General features: G+C 64.7%; 12 protein-coding genes. 5 read left to right on the forward strand and 7 right to left on the reverse strand.

The window, feature by feature from the left end; genetic code table 11:
- Nucleotides 1–180: 180 nt before the first annotated feature.
- Nucleotides 181–2,880, forward strand: coding sequence for a DUF2339 domain-containing protein (locus tag IVA80_RS15205; RefSeq protein WP_247431227.1), 2,700 nt, complete (start codon nt 181–183; stop codon nt 2,878–2,880).
- 3 nt (nt 2,881–2,883) lie between these two features.
- On the opposite strand, the gene IVA80_RS15210 is transcribed toward IVA80_RS15205, so the two are convergent.
- Together IVA80_RS15210 and IVA80_RS15215 are read right to left on the reverse strand one after the other, a co-directional pair.
- A complete protein-coding gene (locus IVA80_RS15210; RefSeq protein WP_247431230.1) occupies nt 2,884–4,572 on the reverse strand; it encodes a methyl-accepting chemotaxis protein in 1,689 nt (562 codons plus the stop codon).
- 396 nt (nt 4,573–4,968) lie between these two features.
- A complete protein-coding gene (locus IVA80_RS15215) occupies nt 4,969–5,265 on the reverse strand; it encodes a DUF1127 domain-containing protein (protein WP_247431233.1) in 297 nt (98 codons plus the stop codon).
- A gap of 225 nt (nt 5,266–5,490) precedes the next feature.
- Here IVA80_RS15215 and IVA80_RS15220 point away from each other — a divergent pair, with 225 nt between their 5' ends.
- Nucleotides 5,491–7,044, forward strand: coding sequence for a winged helix-turn-helix domain-containing tetratricopeptide repeat protein (locus IVA80_RS15220; RefSeq protein WP_247431236.1), 1,554 nt, complete (start codon nt 5,491–5,493; stop codon nt 7,042–7,044).
- Between the two features lie 259 nt (nt 7,045–7,303).
- Here IVA80_RS15220 and IVA80_RS15225 read toward each other — a convergent pair whose 3' ends face one another.
- From IVA80_RS15225 to IVA80_RS15240, 4 genes are all read right to left on the reverse strand, one after another.
- Nucleotides 7,304–7,537 carry a hypothetical protein gene (locus IVA80_RS15225; protein WP_247431239.1) on the reverse strand — a complete coding sequence of 78 codons (234 nt, stop codon included), beginning with the start codon at nt 7,535–7,537 and terminating at the stop codon, nt 7,304–7,306.
- Between the two features lie 151 nt (nt 7,538–7,688).
- Nucleotides 7,689–8,288, reverse strand: coding sequence for a hypothetical protein (locus IVA80_RS15230; RefSeq protein ID WP_247431243.1), 600 nt, complete (start codon nt 8,286–8,288; stop codon nt 7,689–7,691).
- Between the two features lie 113 nt (nt 8,289–8,401).
- The gene (locus IVA80_RS15235; protein WP_247431246.1) at nt 8,402–9,388 is read right to left on the reverse strand and encodes an MDR family oxidoreductase; all 987 of its coding nucleotides are present in this window, start codon (nt 9,386–9,388) and stop codon (nt 8,402–8,404) included.
- A 39-nt stretch (nt 9,389–9,427) separates the two neighbouring features.
- Nucleotides 9,428–10,681 carry an MFS transporter gene (locus IVA80_RS15240; protein ID WP_247431249.1) on the reverse strand — a complete coding sequence of 418 codons (1,254 nt, stop codon included), beginning with the start codon at nt 10,679–10,681 and terminating at the stop codon, nt 9,428–9,430.
- A 336-nt stretch (nt 10,682–11,017) separates the two neighbouring features.
- On the opposite strand from IVA80_RS15240, the gene nadA reads away from it, so the two are divergent.
- The 3 genes from nadA to nadC are packed head-to-tail and all read left to right on the forward strand — an operon-like array spanning nt 11,018 to nt 14,631.
- Entirely contained in the window at nt 11,018–12,124 is a 1,107-nt protein-coding gene (nadA, locus tag IVA80_RS15245) for a quinolinate synthase NadA (protein ID WP_247431252.1), read from the forward strand.
- A 9-nt stretch (nt 12,125–12,133) separates the two neighbouring features.
- On the forward strand, nt 12,134–13,741 hold the full coding sequence (locus IVA80_RS15250; RefSeq protein WP_247431255.1) for an L-aspartate oxidase: 1,608 nt from the start codon (nt 12,134–12,136) through the stop codon (nt 13,739–13,741).
- Between the two features lie 11 nt (nt 13,742–13,752).
- Nucleotides 13,753–14,631, forward strand: a complete 879-nt coding sequence (gene nadC, locus IVA80_RS15255; protein ID WP_247431258.1) for a carboxylating nicotinate-nucleotide diphosphorylase — start codon at nt 13,753–13,755, stop codon at nt 14,629–14,631.
- 63 nt (nt 14,632–14,694) lie between these two features.
- Here nadC and IVA80_RS15260 read toward each other — a convergent pair whose 3' ends face one another.
- Nucleotides 14,695–16,149 (reverse strand): cell wall hydrolase, encoded by a 1,455-nt coding sequence (locus IVA80_RS15260; RefSeq protein WP_247431261.1) that lies wholly within the window; start codon nt 16,147–16,149, stop codon nt 14,695–14,697.
- Between the last annotated feature and the right edge of the window lie 296 nt (nt 16,150–16,445).

The following is a 16,445-nucleotide window of genomic DNA, read 5'->3' on the forward strand; positions in this document are numbered from 1 at the left end:
CGAGCCTTGCGATCAAGTACAATCAAGTCGTTTCCCATGCCGCGAGTGAATCATGTTCGCGACAAGCTGGGATTCAAATGTCAGTGACAGAACACTAGAGCATGATCCGGAATCATGCTCAGGACCAACACCTAAGGATTTGCGTGACCGGCCCCTGCGCGCCGGTCGCCTGGAGGCTTCATGTTCGACGGCCCGTTTGACGTCTTTGCGCTGATCATTGCGATCATCGCCTTCCTGATCGCGATCAAGGCGTCCAGCCAGGCGGCCGAACTGCGCCGCCGGCTGAGCTCACTCGAAGAGATGTTTTACGCACAGCGGCAGGTACAGCCCCCGCCGTTGATGCCCGCGCATGTGCAGGCTGAAGCGCCTGCAACAACGTCCGCAGAGCCGCCGCTTGTGCCCGAAGCCGAGGCGCCGCCCCCACCCGTCACCGAAGATGTTTCGCCGCCCCCGCTCGAAGCAAGCAGCGAGGCCAGCGCACCGCCGCCCCTGCCCATGCCGGCACCCGGCTTCGAAGAGCGGCTCGGCACGCGTTGGGTGGTCTGGGTCGGCGGCCTTGCGCTCGCCCTCGGCGGCTTCTTCATGGTGCGCTATTCGATCGAGGCCGGCCTCGTCGGCCCCGGCGTGCGCGTGTTCCTCGGCGGGCTGTTCGCATTGGCGCTGCTGGGCGCCGGCGAGTGGTCGCGGCGCAAGGAAAGCATCTCCAATATTCAGGCGCTGCCGATCGCCAACATCCCCGCGATCCTCACCGCGGCCGGAACGGCCGTGGCGTTCGCGACCATCTACGCCGCCTACGCGCTCTACGGCTTCCTCGTGCCTGCCACCGCCTTCGTGCTGCTCGGCCTCGTCGCGCTCGGCACGCTGGCCGCTGCGCTGCTGCATGGGCCCGCGCTCGCGGGCCTCGGCGTGGTCGGCGCGTTCGTGACGCCCATCCTCGTCTCCAGCGGCAGGCCGGACTATTGGGCGCTTTATACTTATCTTGCGATCGTCACCGCCGCGAGCTTCGGCCTCGCGCGCATCCGGCTGTGGCGCTGGCTTGCGGTCACCACCATCGCCTTCGCCGTGCTCTGGATCTTCCCGGGCCTCGACAGTGATGGGTTGCAGGTCGCGCCGCACGCCTTCCACGTCATCGCGGGTTTCATGCTGGCTGCCCTGCTCGTCGTCTGCGGCTTCATGTTCGGCCCCACCATCGGGGACGGTGAAATCGAGCCGGTCTCGTCGAATTCGCTCGGCGCCTATCAGTTCGGCGCGATGCTGATCGTGCTGTCGAGCGCGCATGCGGATCTTGCGCTGATCGCCTTCACGCTTCTCGTTGGTGCGACGCTGCTCGTCGCCTGGCGCGCGCCGTCGGCCACAGGCGCGCTGGGCGCGGCCGCAGCGGCCGTCTTTATCGTGTTCGCCGAATGGGCCGTGCGCGCCAATCCGGACATGCTGGTGCTGCCGGGCGGCCCCATGGCCGGCGTCGGGCCGACAGCGATCGACGGCGCAGTGACGCTACACCTGGTGATGGCTGCGGTCTTCGCCGCCGGCTTCGGCTTCGCAGGCTTCCTCGCGCAGGGCCGGTCGAACTCGGCGGTCATCCCGGTGGTGTGGTCGGCGGCGGCTGTCGCCACGCCGATTGCGATCCTCGTTGCGCTCTACACGCGCATCGCCCATCTCGACCGCTCGATCCCTTTCGCGATCCTCGCCGTCTTGCTCGCCGCCGCCTTCGGCGCTGCGACCGAAGCCCTGACGCGCCGCGAGACCCGGCCGGGCGTCATGATCTCCACCGCGCTGTTCGCGACCGGCACGCTTGGCGCACTCGCACTGGCGCTGACCTTCGCGCTGGAGAAGGGATGGCTCACCATTGCGCTGGCGCTGATGTCACTCGGCACCGCCTGGATATCGATGCAGCGGCCGATTCCGTTCCTGCGCTGGCTCGCCGCCGTCTTCGCCGCGATCGTCACTGCGCGCATCGGCTATGATCCGCGCATCGTGGGCGATGCCGTCGGCGCCACGCCGATCTTCAACTGGCTGTTGTGGGGCTACGGCCTGCCGGCGGCATCGTTCTGGGCGGCGAGCGTGTTCCTGCGCCGCCGCGGCGACGATGCGCCGCTGCGCATGGTGGAGACCGCGGCGATCCTGTTCACCGCGCTGCTCGCCTTCATGGAGATCCGGCACTTCGCGACCGGCGGCCGCATGACGGCAGCGCCGTCGCTGCTGGAATTCGCGCTTCAGGTCTGCGTCGCGCTCGCCCTGGCGATCGGACTGGAGCGGCTGCGGCTGAGGAGCCACAGCATCGTGCACAATGTCGGCGCGGTCGTGCTCACCGCGATCGCCGGGCTCATCAGCGTGTTCGGCCTGCTGATCCTGGAGAATCCGTGGCTGCTCTCCAGCGTCAATGTCGGGGGTCTCGTGTTCAACCTGCTGCTGCTCGGTTACGCCCTCCCGGCAGTGCTGATGCTGCTGCTGTCCTATGCGGTGGCCGGACATCGCACCGTCGCATATGCGAACACGATTGCCGGCGGTGCGCTGGTGTTCGCGCTCACCTATTTGACGCTGGAGATCCGCCGCTTCTATCACGGCCCGGTCCTGCTTTACGGCGGCACCACGGGCGCGGAGCAATACACCTATTCGATCGGCTGGCTCGCCTTCGGCGTGGTGCTGCTCGGCGTCGGTCTCCTCGTCAATTCCGAGCGTGCGCGATTGGCGTCTGCCGCCGTGATCGCCCTGACGATCCTGAAAGCCTTCGTCATCGACATGTCGACGCTATCAGGCGTCTACCGCGCACTGTCGTTCATGTGCCTCGGCATCGTGCTGGTCGCGATCGGCTGGCTCTACCAACGCATCCTATTCCGGCGGCAGGTCGCATCGCCGCCGGCTCCGCAGACCAGCACTTGAGGATCAGGCCGCGCGGACCGACTCCAGGAACTGCGCGACCTCGACTTTGAGCCGCGTGCTGTCGGTCGCCAGCGATTTCGCCGCCGACAGCACCTCCGTCGAGGCCGAGCCGGTCTCGATCGCACCGCGCTGCACGTCCGTGATGTTCATCGAGACCTCCTGCGTGCCGACCGAAGCCTGCTGCACGTTGCGCGAGATCTCCTGCGTGGCCGCGCCCTGTTCTTCGACAGCGGCTGCGATGGCTGCCGACACCTCGGACAGCCGCTCGATGGTGCCGCCGATCTCCTGGATGGCGCTGACGGATTCCTGCGTCGCGGCCTGGATCCCGGAGACCTGCGCCCCGATCTCGCCGGTCGCTTTCGCGGTCTGCTCGGCCAGCGCCTTGACCTCGGAGGCAACGACCGCGAAGCCGCGGCCGGCTTCACCGGCACGCGCCGCCTCGATGGTGGCGTTGAGCGCCAGCAAATTGGTCTGGCCCGCGATGGTGTTGATGAGCTCGACGACGTCGCCGATACGGGCGGCCGCCTGCGACAGCGCATTGACGCGGTCGTTGGTCCGCGTGGCCTGCTCGACGGCCTCCGCGGCCATCCGCGCCGAATCCTGCACGCGGCGGCTGATCTCGGTGATGGAGGACGACAGCTCCTCCGAGGCGGATGCCACCGCCTGGACGTTGGTGGAGGCCTCCTCGGACGCCGCGGCAACGACGGTCGCGAGCTCCTGACCCCGCTGCGCGGTGTTGGTCAGCGTCGTCGCCGAGGCCTCGAGCTCGGTCGAGGCCGACGAGACGGTGCCGACGACCTCGCCGATCATGACCTCGAACTTGCGGGTGAGGGCGTCGACGCGGCGACCGCGCTCGATCTTGGCCTCGGCGTCGCGCGCGGCTGCCTCATCGGCGGTCTTATTGGCGATCAACGCCTCCTTGAAGATCTGGAGCGCATCCGCCATCGAGCCGATCTCGGTCTTCTCGCCACGATGCGGCACCTCGGCGGAGAGGTCGCCCTCGCCAAGCGACTGCATCGGACGGATGATCGAAGCAATACCGCGAGAAACGTCACGCACGAGATAATAGGCGGCACCGATCGCGATCACGACGGAGAACACGATGATGCCGACCAGCACGCGGAAGATCGTGGCATAGCTGTCGGACGCCTGCTTCGTCTCCAGCTCGGCGCCCCGGTTGTTCATCTCGATGCCCTTCTGGAGCAGCGGGTCGGCGGCCTGGGCCATCTTCGCGACCTTGGTCTGCAACAGCTCGTTGGCGTCGGCCGGGAAACGGCCCGCGCCCTTGCGGGACAGCGCCATCACATCCTGCACGCCGTTCAGATATTCGGCCCATGCCTTGCTCCATTGCCCGTAGAGCGAGCGCTCCTCGGCGGAGGTGATCAGCGGCTCGTAGACCTTGCGCGTCTGGTCGATGCGCTCGCGCAACGAAGCGAGGCGCTTCTCGGCGGCGTCCTTGCCCTCAGTGCTATCCTGCATCAGGTGCAGGCGAAGCGCGACGCGCAGCTCGTTGATGTCGGCCCGAAGCGAGCCGAGCGCACGCACGCTCGGCAGCCAGCTTTCCGCGATCTCGACGGTGTGAGCGTTGATGTTCTGCATGGTGCCGATCGCCATCACGCCGACGCCTGCGAGCGTGAGCACGAGGACCGACAATACGGTCAGAAGCTTGAAGACGATCGACAACTTCGACATCACGATAAACCCCGATGGTACCTAGCAACGCGCAAACACCTGCGCCGCAATCGTCACGACGGACGACAGGGCGGAAGTCGGTTCAACAATGCTGGCTGGTTCTTATCCCGTAAGATTGCGCCCATAGTTGCAAGCAGGCGTTAACAGGGACCTACGTAAAACTACGGGAACAGGGGTAGTCGACGCTATTTCTCTGCAGCCATGTGTTGCGGCGCAACAGACATCCCGCAACTCCCAACGGCCTACCGCGCTTCGCGCGATGCAGGACGGCTACTGCCCTCACGCGTCTGTAATCCGAGTTGCAAGTTCAAGCCCCTTTTCTACAGGGGCCGGGATGTCCGGTTTCAGGGTACAAGCGGCCCCCCGAGATCGAGTGCGGAAGTCTCACTTTGACTCTTATCGGAAGTCGGTGGGCCCAATCTCGCCGTCTACCGTTGGCAGGTATCGGAGCCATTCGCCGGATCGGATGCCTCGCGGGTCAATACCTCGGTGCGAAGCGACGTAGTCGATCTCTCCGCGCGTGGTGCCGATGTCCATCAGCTCCGTGTCGCTTAGCCTGGACAAGGTGGCGCGCAATTTTTGGCATTCGCGGCGCTTCCGAAAGGCATCCCAATATTTCCAGATGAAGCTGGAGACCTGCCGGGTCGATACGGATGTCCGTTCCAGCCACGTCGTGCCGTGCGTCGAACTCATTGCGAAGTCCCCCTGGGACGGTGTTTCTTCCACTGCCTTAGCGTTCCCCTGTTGCCACCATGGTGTCAGGAGCCGTCACAGCCGGCACGAGGGTGCCGCGAGAGCGGCGGGTATGCTTGACCGGCATCTTACATTTTCCTCACCTGCAGCTTATTCTTGCGATGTCCAGCCAGGCCAAAGCGCTATCCGGTCTATCGGGGGCTCTCATCCAAGGGGATTCGCATCTTGCGCTATCTCTTCGAGGATTACGCATTCGACCCTGACCGGCGCGAGCTGCATCGCGGCGCGGACGTCGTCTCCATCGCACCACAGGTGTTCGATCTGCTTGATTACCTGATCCGCAACAGGGAGCGCGTCGTAAGTAAAGACGACCTCATCAACGCCGTTTGGAATGGGCGCAGCGTTTCCGATGCGGCACTGACGACCCGCCTGAACGCCGCGCGCTGCGCCATCGGCGATTCCGGCGAGAAGCAGCGCCTGATCAAGACGTTACCGCGTAAGGGACTCCGTTTCGTCGGACAGGTGCGGGAGGCGCGAGAAGTTGCGGGCCCAAATCCGGGCGATGCGCCCGAGAGCGCTCCTGCAGTTCCCGACAAGCCCTCCATCGCCGTGCTGCCGTTCGCGAACATGTCTGGCGATCCCGAGCAGGAGTACTTCGCGGACGGGATGGTTGAGGAGATCACTACCGCGCTTTCGCAGTTCAAATGGTTGTTCGTGATCGCTCGAAATTCGAGTTTCACCTTCAAGAGCAAAGCGGTCGACATCAAGGAAGTCGGGCGCAGGCTTGGCGTACGCTATGTCCTTGAGGGGGCGGTGCGCAAGGCGTCAGGGAAAGTTCGCATCACGTGCCAGTTGATTGAAGCGGCTACGGGCGCACACATTTGGGCGGACAGGTTCGAGCGTGACATGACAGACATTTTCGCGTTGCAGGACGACGTCACGCTCGCTGTTGTCTCAGCTATTCAGCCAAAGTTGTTTCAAGCAGAAATTGCAATCGCAACGCAGCGGCGACCGGAAGACCTCACCGCATATAATTTTTTTCTCCGGGCTATACAGCAGCCCCACCCATTGACCCGCGAAGGGTTGGCCGAGGCACTCCGACTGGTCCAGCGCGCCTTGGAGCTTGACCCTGGGTTTGCTTGGGCCGCTGCTCTGGCAGGTGCCTGTCACACGGAAAACGTGGTTAGGAACTACGCCATTGATCCTCAATTCGAACGCAAGGAAGCCGTTCGACTTATGCGCTTGGCATTGAGCCTCGACGATGGTGATCCAGACACGTTGGCAAGTGCTGCCTTGATCTCGGCACTTCTGGTCGGCGATTGTGAGACTGAGATCGAGATGTCCGACCGGGCGGTTAAGCTCAACCCAAATTCATATCGCGCGTGGCACTGCAGAGGCTGGGTCTATAAGATTGCGGGGCAGCCAGAGGAAACGATCCGGAGCTTTGAACGTGCCATGCGCATGAGCCCAGTAGACCCGCAACTATACACAGCGTTTACCGGGATGGGATTTGCCTTTATTGAGCTTCGTCGTTTTGACGAGGCAATGGTTGCAGGCAAGAAAGCCCTGCGGCAGAACCCTGGCTATCCAGGACCGTACCGCTGCCTCGCGTCCGCTCTCGCCCATCTTGGACGCGACGCTGAGGCCCGTGAGGCGGCGGCTCGTGCGGTTGAGGTCGACCCCGCTTTCACAATATCGGCGTGGATCGCTCGGAGCCAGCTATCAAAAAATGCGAATCTGATGATCGAGGGTTTTCGCAAGGCGGGGTTGCCCGAATGAGCCGTGCTCGTCCGCATCGACAGGCGGGGGCAAACTTAGAAAGGATGTTTGGGGCCAGACCTTCGGTCGGTCACGATCTAGTCTCGGTCATAGATCCGTAACCGGAGCCCGCTCGCCGGTGTCTCCGCCCATTCGGGTAACGATCGTTGCCGCATCATGCGGCTATCGGTCCGCAATCGACCACTGCCTGGCCCGCGCTTCTGTCCGGAGTCAGCCCTGCAGCAGGCTCCATGACGCCTGCTCTCCGCTCGCAGCCGTCTCAGCACACCGTCTCACCGACCAGACTGACGCGAAAAACCGGCTGCTTGTTCTCGTCGAGCAGCTCCATGCTCCATTTGGCATTCGGCTTCAGATTGCGCGCGATGGTGCCGAGCAGGTTGGCACAGACCTCGGTCATCTCGGTCCAGGCGGCGGCGCGATCCTCGAACTCGTATGGCTGGTCGGCGGCGCCGGAATAACGGCCGGTACTGATGCGAAAGAAATACAGCGACATCGTAGAACCCTTGCGCCCCCTGGCCGTATGCAAATTGGGACGCGAGTCGCTACCAAGACATAAAGGCCGCCGTCCGTATGATTACGGCGCGGCGGCGTGATCGATGAAAATCCTCAACGACAAAGTGCGCGAGCAGTCCGGCGCAGCCAACTCACTGAGTCGAGCGGCGCAGTTCCAGCGGAGCATCGATCTTGGCGGGTTCCGACTTGGCTTCCGACTTCACCGGCTCGAGGCGGCCGCTCTCGACACGCGGCGTCTCGACGCGCGCGACGACTTCGGTGTTGGACGCACCGACCGAACCGGTGTGCTCCGACGAGCGCAGCGAACGCGGACGCGGCACGGCGCGGGCCATCAGCATCTGATTGCCGCCCTGGTGGTGAAAGTCGCAATAGGCGAAGCCCATGCCCGACACCGAGCCGCGGAAGCTGCGATCGTCGGTCTTTTCCAGGTTGAAGCAGGGCTCGAACGGAATGCCCTTGATCGAGGCGCAGACGTTCTGGCCGCGTATCTGGAGCGTGTTGCCGGGCAGGCGGAGATGCTTCACCGGGCCTGCGCCTGAGAACTGGACTGCGCCGGCGGCGCCGAGGTCGTCCAGGACGCGGCCTGCGCCGCGGGTGCCGTCGAAACAGGTGAAAGCGAACACCTTGCCGGCGACGAAGCGGCGCGCCTCGTCAGCGTTCATGCTTCCAGCAATGGCCGGCGCAAACGTCGCTGCCGCCGTCACAGCCCCCAACACAATACGCGCAAGCATGCACAACTCCGAACCAACCCATGCAGCGGGCGATGCCTTATCTCTTTACCTGCTGCTTACCATACTAACCATGGCAACATTGGAGCAGCTTGGTTGGTAAAGTCTGAACGCCGTTAAACAATTTTTACCACGATGCGGCCGCGGACCTGACCGGCCAGAATTTTCGCGCCACACTCCGAAACTTCCTCGATCGGAATTTCGTGAGTAATTTCAGATAGTTTTGTCCGATCCAGATCGGAGGCCAGACGCTGCCAGGCGGCTTTCCGCGGCTCGATCGGGCACATCACGGAATCGATGCCGAGAAGGCACACCCCGCGCAAAATGAAGGGTGCGACAGAAGACGGCAGGTCCATGCCGGCTGCCAGGCCGCAGGCCGCGATCGCCCCGCCATACTTCGTCATCGACAGGAGATTCGCGAGCGTGGTCGAGCCGACGCTGTCCACGCCGCCCGCCCAGCGCTCCTTGGCAAGGGGCTTGGCCGCCGCCGACAATTCATTGCGGTCGATGATCTCGGCAGCACCGATCTCTTTCAAATAGTCGGCTTCCGAGGCGCGGCCGGTCGAGGCGATGACGTGGTAACCGAGTTTCGAGAGTACGGCGGTCGCGACCGAGCCGACGCCGCCGGCAGCGCCCGTCACCACCACAGGGCCGCTCTCCGGCGACAGACCGTGCTTCTCCAGCGCCAGCACGGACAGCATCGCGGTGAAGCCGGCGGTGCCGATCGCCATGGCGTCACGTGCGGATAGGCCCTGCGGCAATGCGACCAGCCAGTCGCCTTTGACCCGTGCTTTCTCGGCATAGGCGCCGAGATGGGTCTCGCCCATGCCCCAGCCGGTGCAGACGACCTTGTCGCCCGCCTTCCATTGCGGATGCGAGGACGCTTCAACTGTGCCGGCGAAATCGATGCCGGCGATCATCGGGAAGCGGCGCACCACCGGCGCCTTGCCGGTGAGCGCAAGGCCGTCCTTGTAGTTCAGCGTCGACCATTCCACGCGGACGGTGACATCTCCGTCCATCAGCTCGGCTTCGTCGAACTGCGCCAGCTGCGCTGTGGTGCCCTTGTCCGCCTTGTCGATCCGGATCGCCTTGAATGTGGCCACGACTGAACTCCCTGACTTGTTCAGGGGATGTTTAGCCGATCAGGCAGGCTGCGCAACCGCTCGCTGAGCCGGTTTCTCCACGATCGGAATATTGATCAGCGCCGAGAGCACGCCGAACAGGATCGAGAGCCACCAGATCGGCGTGTAGGAACCGAAGCGCTCGAACACGATGCCGCCGAGCCAGACGCCGAGGAAGCCGCCGACCTGATGGCTGACGAAGGCAAAGCCATAGAGCGTGGCGAACCAGCGCGTGCCGAACATCAGCGCCACCAGTGCCGAGGTCGGCGGCACCGTCGACAGCCAGGTCAGGCCGGAGACCGCACCGAACGCGATCGCCGAGAACGGCGTGATCGGGAATGAGATGAAGGCAAGCGTCGCAAGCGCGCGGGTGAAATAGATGACGGAGAGGATGTAACGCTTGGGCAGCGAGTTCTGGAGATAGCCGACGCTCAACGAACCGATGATGTTGAACAGGCCGATCGCCGCGATCACCCAGCCGCCGGTTTGCGTCGAGATGCCGCGATCGACCAGGAAGGCCGGCAGATGCACCGTGATGAAGGCGAGCTGGAAGCCGCAGGTGAAGAAGCCGAGCACCAGCAGCACATAGGAGCGATGGCCGAAGGCTTCGGCAAGCGCCTTGGTGAAGGTCTGCTCATCCGCAGGGATCTTACTCGCGGAGCTCTCGGCCGGCGGCGTGGACAGCGCCAGTGACAGCGGGATGATCAGCAGCATCAGGAAGCCGAATACGGTGAGCGCCTGCTGCCAGCCGAAATTGTCGATCAGCGCCACGCCGATCGGCGCGAACAGAAATTGCCCGAACGATCCTGCCGCGGTGCCGGCACCGAGCGCAAGGCCGCGCTTCTCGGACGGCAGCAGCTTTGTAAACGCGGACAGCACCAGATTGAACGAGCAACCGGCGAGGCCGAAGCCAACCATCACGCCTGCGCCGATGTTGAGCGACAACGGCGTCGAAGAATAGCGCATCAGCAACAGACCGCCGGCATAGAGCAGCGCGCCGACGCACATCACCCGGAACAGGCCGAAGCGATCGGCGACCGCGCCGGCGATCGGCTGACCCAATCCCCACAACAAATTTTGAAATGCGATCGCGAGGCCGAACACGTCGCGGCCCCAGGCGAATTCGTGGCTCATCGGCTGCACGAAGAAGCCCAGCGCCGAACGCGGGCCGAAGCCGAGCATGCCGATCGCGCAGCCGCAGAGGATGATGATCGCCGGCGTCCGCCAGGAGGAGGAACGCGAGACCGGACCGAGCTCGCCCGCTTGAGTGGACATGGTGTTCCTCATCACTCCCTGACGGATCCGGAATGGGCAACCGCCAGTCAGGCACTTAATGCAGATGCATGAAAACCCCAAGTCAAAAATGATTGCGTTCCACGAAGGGCTGCCACCGGAGCATTGCATTTCATCGCGGCTTGCCTGACGCGTCGGGTGCGACTTGACGAGAATGTGTGCGGCCGGACCTAGCGGCGCCATCCATGGCGTGATACCTTCGATTTACTCAGATTGAGTATATTAGAACCTCGACAAACCCACCCGGCCTCACGGCCGGATTTCTCGGGCTCCAGATATACTCATATCGAGTATAACAAGCGTACACCGGAGGCTTCGATGCCCATCACTGGAATTTACGGCCCCGACGACTTTGCCAACCGGCCGCAGGGCCAAATCCCCATCCCTCCCAGCGCTACGCCAGCGCGAACCGGCCCGACGCTGCCGATGCCCTCACTGGAATGGACACCGGAGGTCGAACGGGCCACCGCGCCGCTCTATGCGCGCGTGAAGCACGTGATCCCGCCAATCGAATGGCCGCTGATGGCGCCGACTATCAAGACGATCAACGAGCTGAAGCAGGCGCGTGGCGCTGTGATCCTCGCGCACAACTATCAGGCGCCGGAGATCTTTCATTGCGTCGCCGACATCGGCGGCGACTCGCTTCAGCTCGCAGTCGAAGCCACCAAGGTGAAGGCGGACGTCATCGTGCAGTGTGGCGTGCACTTCATGGCGGAGACGTCAAAGCTGCTCAACCCGGACAAGACGGTATTGATCCCCGATGCCCGCGCCGGCTGCTCGCTCGCCGCCAGCATCACCGGCGCGGACGTTCGCCTGCTCCGCGAAAGATTTCCCGGCATGCCCGTCGTTGCCTATGTCAACACGTCGGCGGAGGTGAAGGCGGAGGTCGACATCTGCTGCACCTCTTCTAACGCGGTGCAGGTGGTCGAGAGCCTGAACGCGCCAAGCGTGATCTTCCTGCCCGATCGATACCTCGCCACTTACGTGGCCTCGAAGACCGACGTGCAGATCATCGCCTGGAAGGGCGCCTGCGAGGTGCACGAGCGTTTTACCGGCGAGGAGCTGCGGGGGCTTCGCGAGGCCGACCCGTCCGTGCAGATCATCGCGCATCCCGAATGTCCGCCGGACGTGTTGGCGGAAGCCGACTTCACCGGCTCGACCGCGCACATGATCAACTGGGTACGTGAGCGGCGGCCGCGGCGACTCGTCATGATCACGGAATGCTCGATGGCCGACAATGTCCGCGCCGAGCTGCCTGATGTGGAGATGCTCCGGCCCTGCAATCTCTGCCCGCACATGAAGCGCATCACGCTCGCCAAGATTCTGGACAGCCTGCTCACGCTTGGCGAGCAGGTCACGATCGATCCCGCGCTCGCGGAACGCGCGCGACGATCGGTCGAGCGGATGATCAATCTGAAGAATTGAGAGCGAAACATGCAAGATAACATCCACAATTTCTCCCGCAGCGCCGACGAAATCGTCATCGTCGGCGGCGGACTTGCCGGATTGTTCTGCGCACTCAAACTCGCGCCGCGGCCGGTGACGCTGATCTCGGCCGCGCCGCTCGGACAGGGCGCATCGTCCGCATGGGCGCAAGGCGGCATCGCGGCGGCGGTAACCCATGGCGATACGCCGGAACTGCATGCCGCGGATACGATTGCCGTCGGCGGAGACATCGTCGACGAAGCGGTTGCGCTGGGGATTGCGCGCGAGGCTGCGGCGCGGATCCACGACCTGCTCGCCCATGGCGTGCCGTTCGACCGCGATTTTGAAGGCCGGCTCGCGGTCGGGCGCGAAGCCGCGCATTCAGCGCGGCGCATCGTGCATGTTCGCGGCGATGGCGCGGGCGCCGCGATCATCGCGGCCTTGAGCGAGGCGGTGCGCCGCACGCGATCGATCCGACTGGTCGAAGGTCTCGTCGCCGAAGCGCTGTTGACGAAGGACGGCGCGGTCGCCGGCCTTCAATTGCGTGAAGCCGGCGAGGCGGCGGCACCGCCGCTCCGGCTCGCCACACGCGCGGTCGTGCTTGCGACCGGCGGCATCGGCCATCTCTATGCCGTCACCACCAACCCAACCGAGGCCAGCGGATCGGGCCTTGCGATCGCAGCACGCGCCGGCGCCGTGATCGCCGATCCCGAGTTCGTACAGTTTCATCCGACCGCCATCATGGTCGGGCGCGATCCGGCGCCGCTCGCAACCGAAGCGCTACGCGGCGAAGGGGCGACGCTGATCAACGGCGACGGCGAACGTTTCATGCTTGCGCGCCATCCATTGGCCGAGCTCGCGCCGCGCGACATCGTGGCGCGGGGCGTATTCGCCGAGATCGCGGCCGGCCGCGGCGCCTTTCTCGATGCACGGCAGGCGCTGGGCGCGCGCTTTGCAGAGAAGTTTCCGACCGTGCATGCAAGCTGCATCGCCGCCGGCATCGATCCGGCCATGCAGGCCATCCCGATTGCGCCCGCCGCGCACTACCATATGGGCGGCATTGCGGTGGATGAGCGCGGCCGCAGCTCGATCGACGGGCTCTGGGCCGGCGGCGAAGTGTCGTCCACCGGCGCGCATGGCGCCAACCGGCTCGCTTCGAATTCGCTGCTGGAGGCCGTGGTCTATGCGGCGCGCATCGCTGACGACATCGCCGGCCGGGCCATCCCCTCGCCTGCCCGTCTCCCCGATGCGCCGGCTGCGCCGCATGGCGGCGCGCCAGATGCTGCGGCCGTGACGCAGCTGCGTATGATGATGAGCGCACGTGTCGGCGTGATCCGCGACGGTGACGGGCTCGCGGAGGCGGTGCGCAGCCTCGCCGCGATTGAACGCGAAGCCAGCAACATCGCGGTTGGCAACATGGCAACGACAGCCCTGCTCGTCGCCGCTGCGGCTTGGGCCCGGCGCGAGAGCCGCGGCGCGCATTTCCGCTCGGACCATCCGGCGGATGTCCCTGCGCTGGCGCAGAGAACGATGACGACGCTCACGGCGGCACGCGAGATCGCCGACAGCCTGAGCGAGCGTCCGCTGCCACGCACCGCCCAACCGATGATCGCCTGATGGAGTCCCGCATGATCACCCCGACGTCACTGCTCTATCCCGACGCCTTCCTGTCGCCGCTTGCGATCGACGAGGCCGTGCATCGCGCGCTCGACGAAGATCTCGGCCGCGCCGGCGACATCACCTCGCTTGCGACCATCCCGGAGGCGACCAAGGCGCAGGCGATCCTGGTCGCACGCCAGTCCGGGGTGATCGCCGGCCTGCCGCTGGCGCTGGCAACGCTGCAAAAACTCTCGCCCGAGATCGAGGTGCGCGCGCAGGTCCGCGATGCCGCACGGGTTGCCCGCGGCCAGCACGTGCTGACGATCTCCGGCCCGGCGCGCGCCATTCTCACGGCGGAGCGGACCGCACTGAATTTCGTCGGCCGCTTGTCGGGCGTCGCGACGCTCACGGCCGACTATGTCCGCCAGACCGAAGGCACGAAGATGCGCATCTGCTGCACGCGAAAGACCACGCCGGGACTGCGGGCGCTGGAGAAATACGCGGTACGCTGCGGCGGCGGCTTCAATCACCGCTTCGGCCTCGACGACGCGATCCTGATCAAGGACAACCACATCGCGGTCGCCGGCGGCATCGGTGCGGTGCTGGAGCGCGCCCGCGCCCATGCCGGTCATCTCGTCAAGATCGAGATCGAGGTCGATACGCTCGCGCAATTGCGCGAGGTGCTCGGCACCGGGCTGGCCGATGCCGTGCTGCTCGACAACATGGACCTTGCGACGCTGCACGAGGCGGTGCGGCTCAACGAGGGCCGCCTCCAGCTGGAGGCATCCGGCGGCGTCACGCTGGACTCGATCGCGGCCATCGCGGCGACCGGCGTTGACTACGCCTCATCTGGCGCACTGACGCATTCGGCGCCGAATTTCGACTGCGCGCTGGATATCGCGGCGTGATGTCCTCGCCTCTCCCCACTTGCGGGCGAGGGAGCAAACCTGCGTCGTGGCGAGTCCTATCGCTTACCGCCGCTCGATCGCGCCCATCTCGGCGGAGCTCTTGGCTTGCTGGGCGAGTTCGGCGGAAAGTGCCGCGGTCTGGGCCGGGGTGCCCCAGCTCGGTTCTTCGCTGCCGTCGCCCCAGGCGCGCGGGCGATAGAAGGTGTGGACGCCGGTCTTGTACATCTTCTTCATCTCGGCGACCCAGGACGGACGCACCCAATAGGCATGGTAGTGCGTGGACTTGCCCACTTCGGGGAGCCAGATCTGGCCGTCGAGCATCGCCTTCGAAATCTTTTTCGCGCGCTCCCACATCTCGGGCTCGCGGATCACGTCGGCATTGTTGTCGCAGGCGAAGGTGAACTGACATGCCAAGTGGCGGTGCCTGTTCTGATAGACCGCGCCGCACACGGTGTCCGGATATTTGCCGGAGAACACGCGGTTCATCACGACTTGCGCAACCGCCATCTGGCCGCGCACGGCCTCGCCGCGCGATTCGAAATAGACCGCTTCGGCGAGGCACTTCTCGGACTTTGCGCGCGACCTGTCGTCGAGCGCGAGCCGCTCCGCGGGCGATCTGGCGCGCTGGTTGTCGGCATTGACCTCGCCCTTCGGCGCGACGCTCTCGCCGCTTTCGATGTCCTTGGCGATATCGTCCGACGGGGGCGACAGCGATGCCGTCACCTTCATGTCCGGATCGGACGTCACGATCAGCGGCTCGGCGCCGGGTTGCCAGCTCTCGATGCTCTCGAGATTGCCGCCGAGCGAGGAGCTGCCGAAGAACAGGTTCGAGGTCTTCACGCGGAAGGGATCCCGTGGCGGTGCAGCCGGAATGGTCGCGTGCTTCAGCGCTTCGATCGGCTGGACAGCGAACCCGCGCGCGGCGTCGCTGGCTTGTGGCGGATTGGCATATTGCGGCAGCGGCGGCGCGCGCAGAGCTTCCTGAAGCTCGGGATCGAGCGCGGCTGCGGACTCCGGCGACATAATTTGTGGCAACGCGGCGGTCTTGGCGCCGAACACCGAGCCGTTCGACGTCGCGGGATCTTCCTGTGCCGGCGCCGCGGATGGTGCGGTCGTCTCGGGAGCCTGCGTGGGTGTGACAGTTGCGAGACGGTCACCCTTCATGGAACGATCGACCATGGGAAAATCGGCGGCCTGGTAGCGCGGCGGGGCCTGAAGCGCCGGATTGCGGCTGATCGCGCCGGTGACGTCGCGGCCCTCGAGGCTCGCGAGGCGAACCATCGCGCTCTGCGGAACCGAAGTGCCGATCGGACGGGAAAAGCTGTAGGTTGCGAGCTGGATCGAGGACGCCGCGGAGAACACCTGCTTCTGCCAGCGCTCGGCGACGCCGGGCTGACGCGCCAGCAACGACGTGATGTCCTGATAGCCGGTCTCTCTCGGCATCAATGCGAAGATGCAGAGACCGATTCCGAAGGACGCGAACCGCGCGCCCCTCGGATGGTTACGCAACACTGACATCGACACGCTCACGCTACGCTTACGCCAGAAAAATCGAACTGCAGTACATCCGTACAATTCGATCTTTATCGTGAGTATCAAATTTAGGTTGCCGGGGCGTTAATCGGCGTTGCGCGTGCGGCACACTCAAGCGATTGCGGGTGTTTTCGCGGGCAATGATGCGCATTGGTAAATGCCGCCTCTCGTAAAGCGGTAAACATTCGGTCAACACGAATGGTGAAGGAACTCTTGCGCGCACGTATCATTACGGGACGCCTGATGAATTCCCTCTCGTCATTGCGAGCGCAGCTCCAAAT

The sequence above is a fragment of the Bradyrhizobium sp. 139 genome (genome assembly GCF_023074175.1).
Taxonomy (GTDB): Bacteria; Pseudomonadota; Alphaproteobacteria; order Rhizobiales; family Xanthobacteraceae; genus Bradyrhizobium.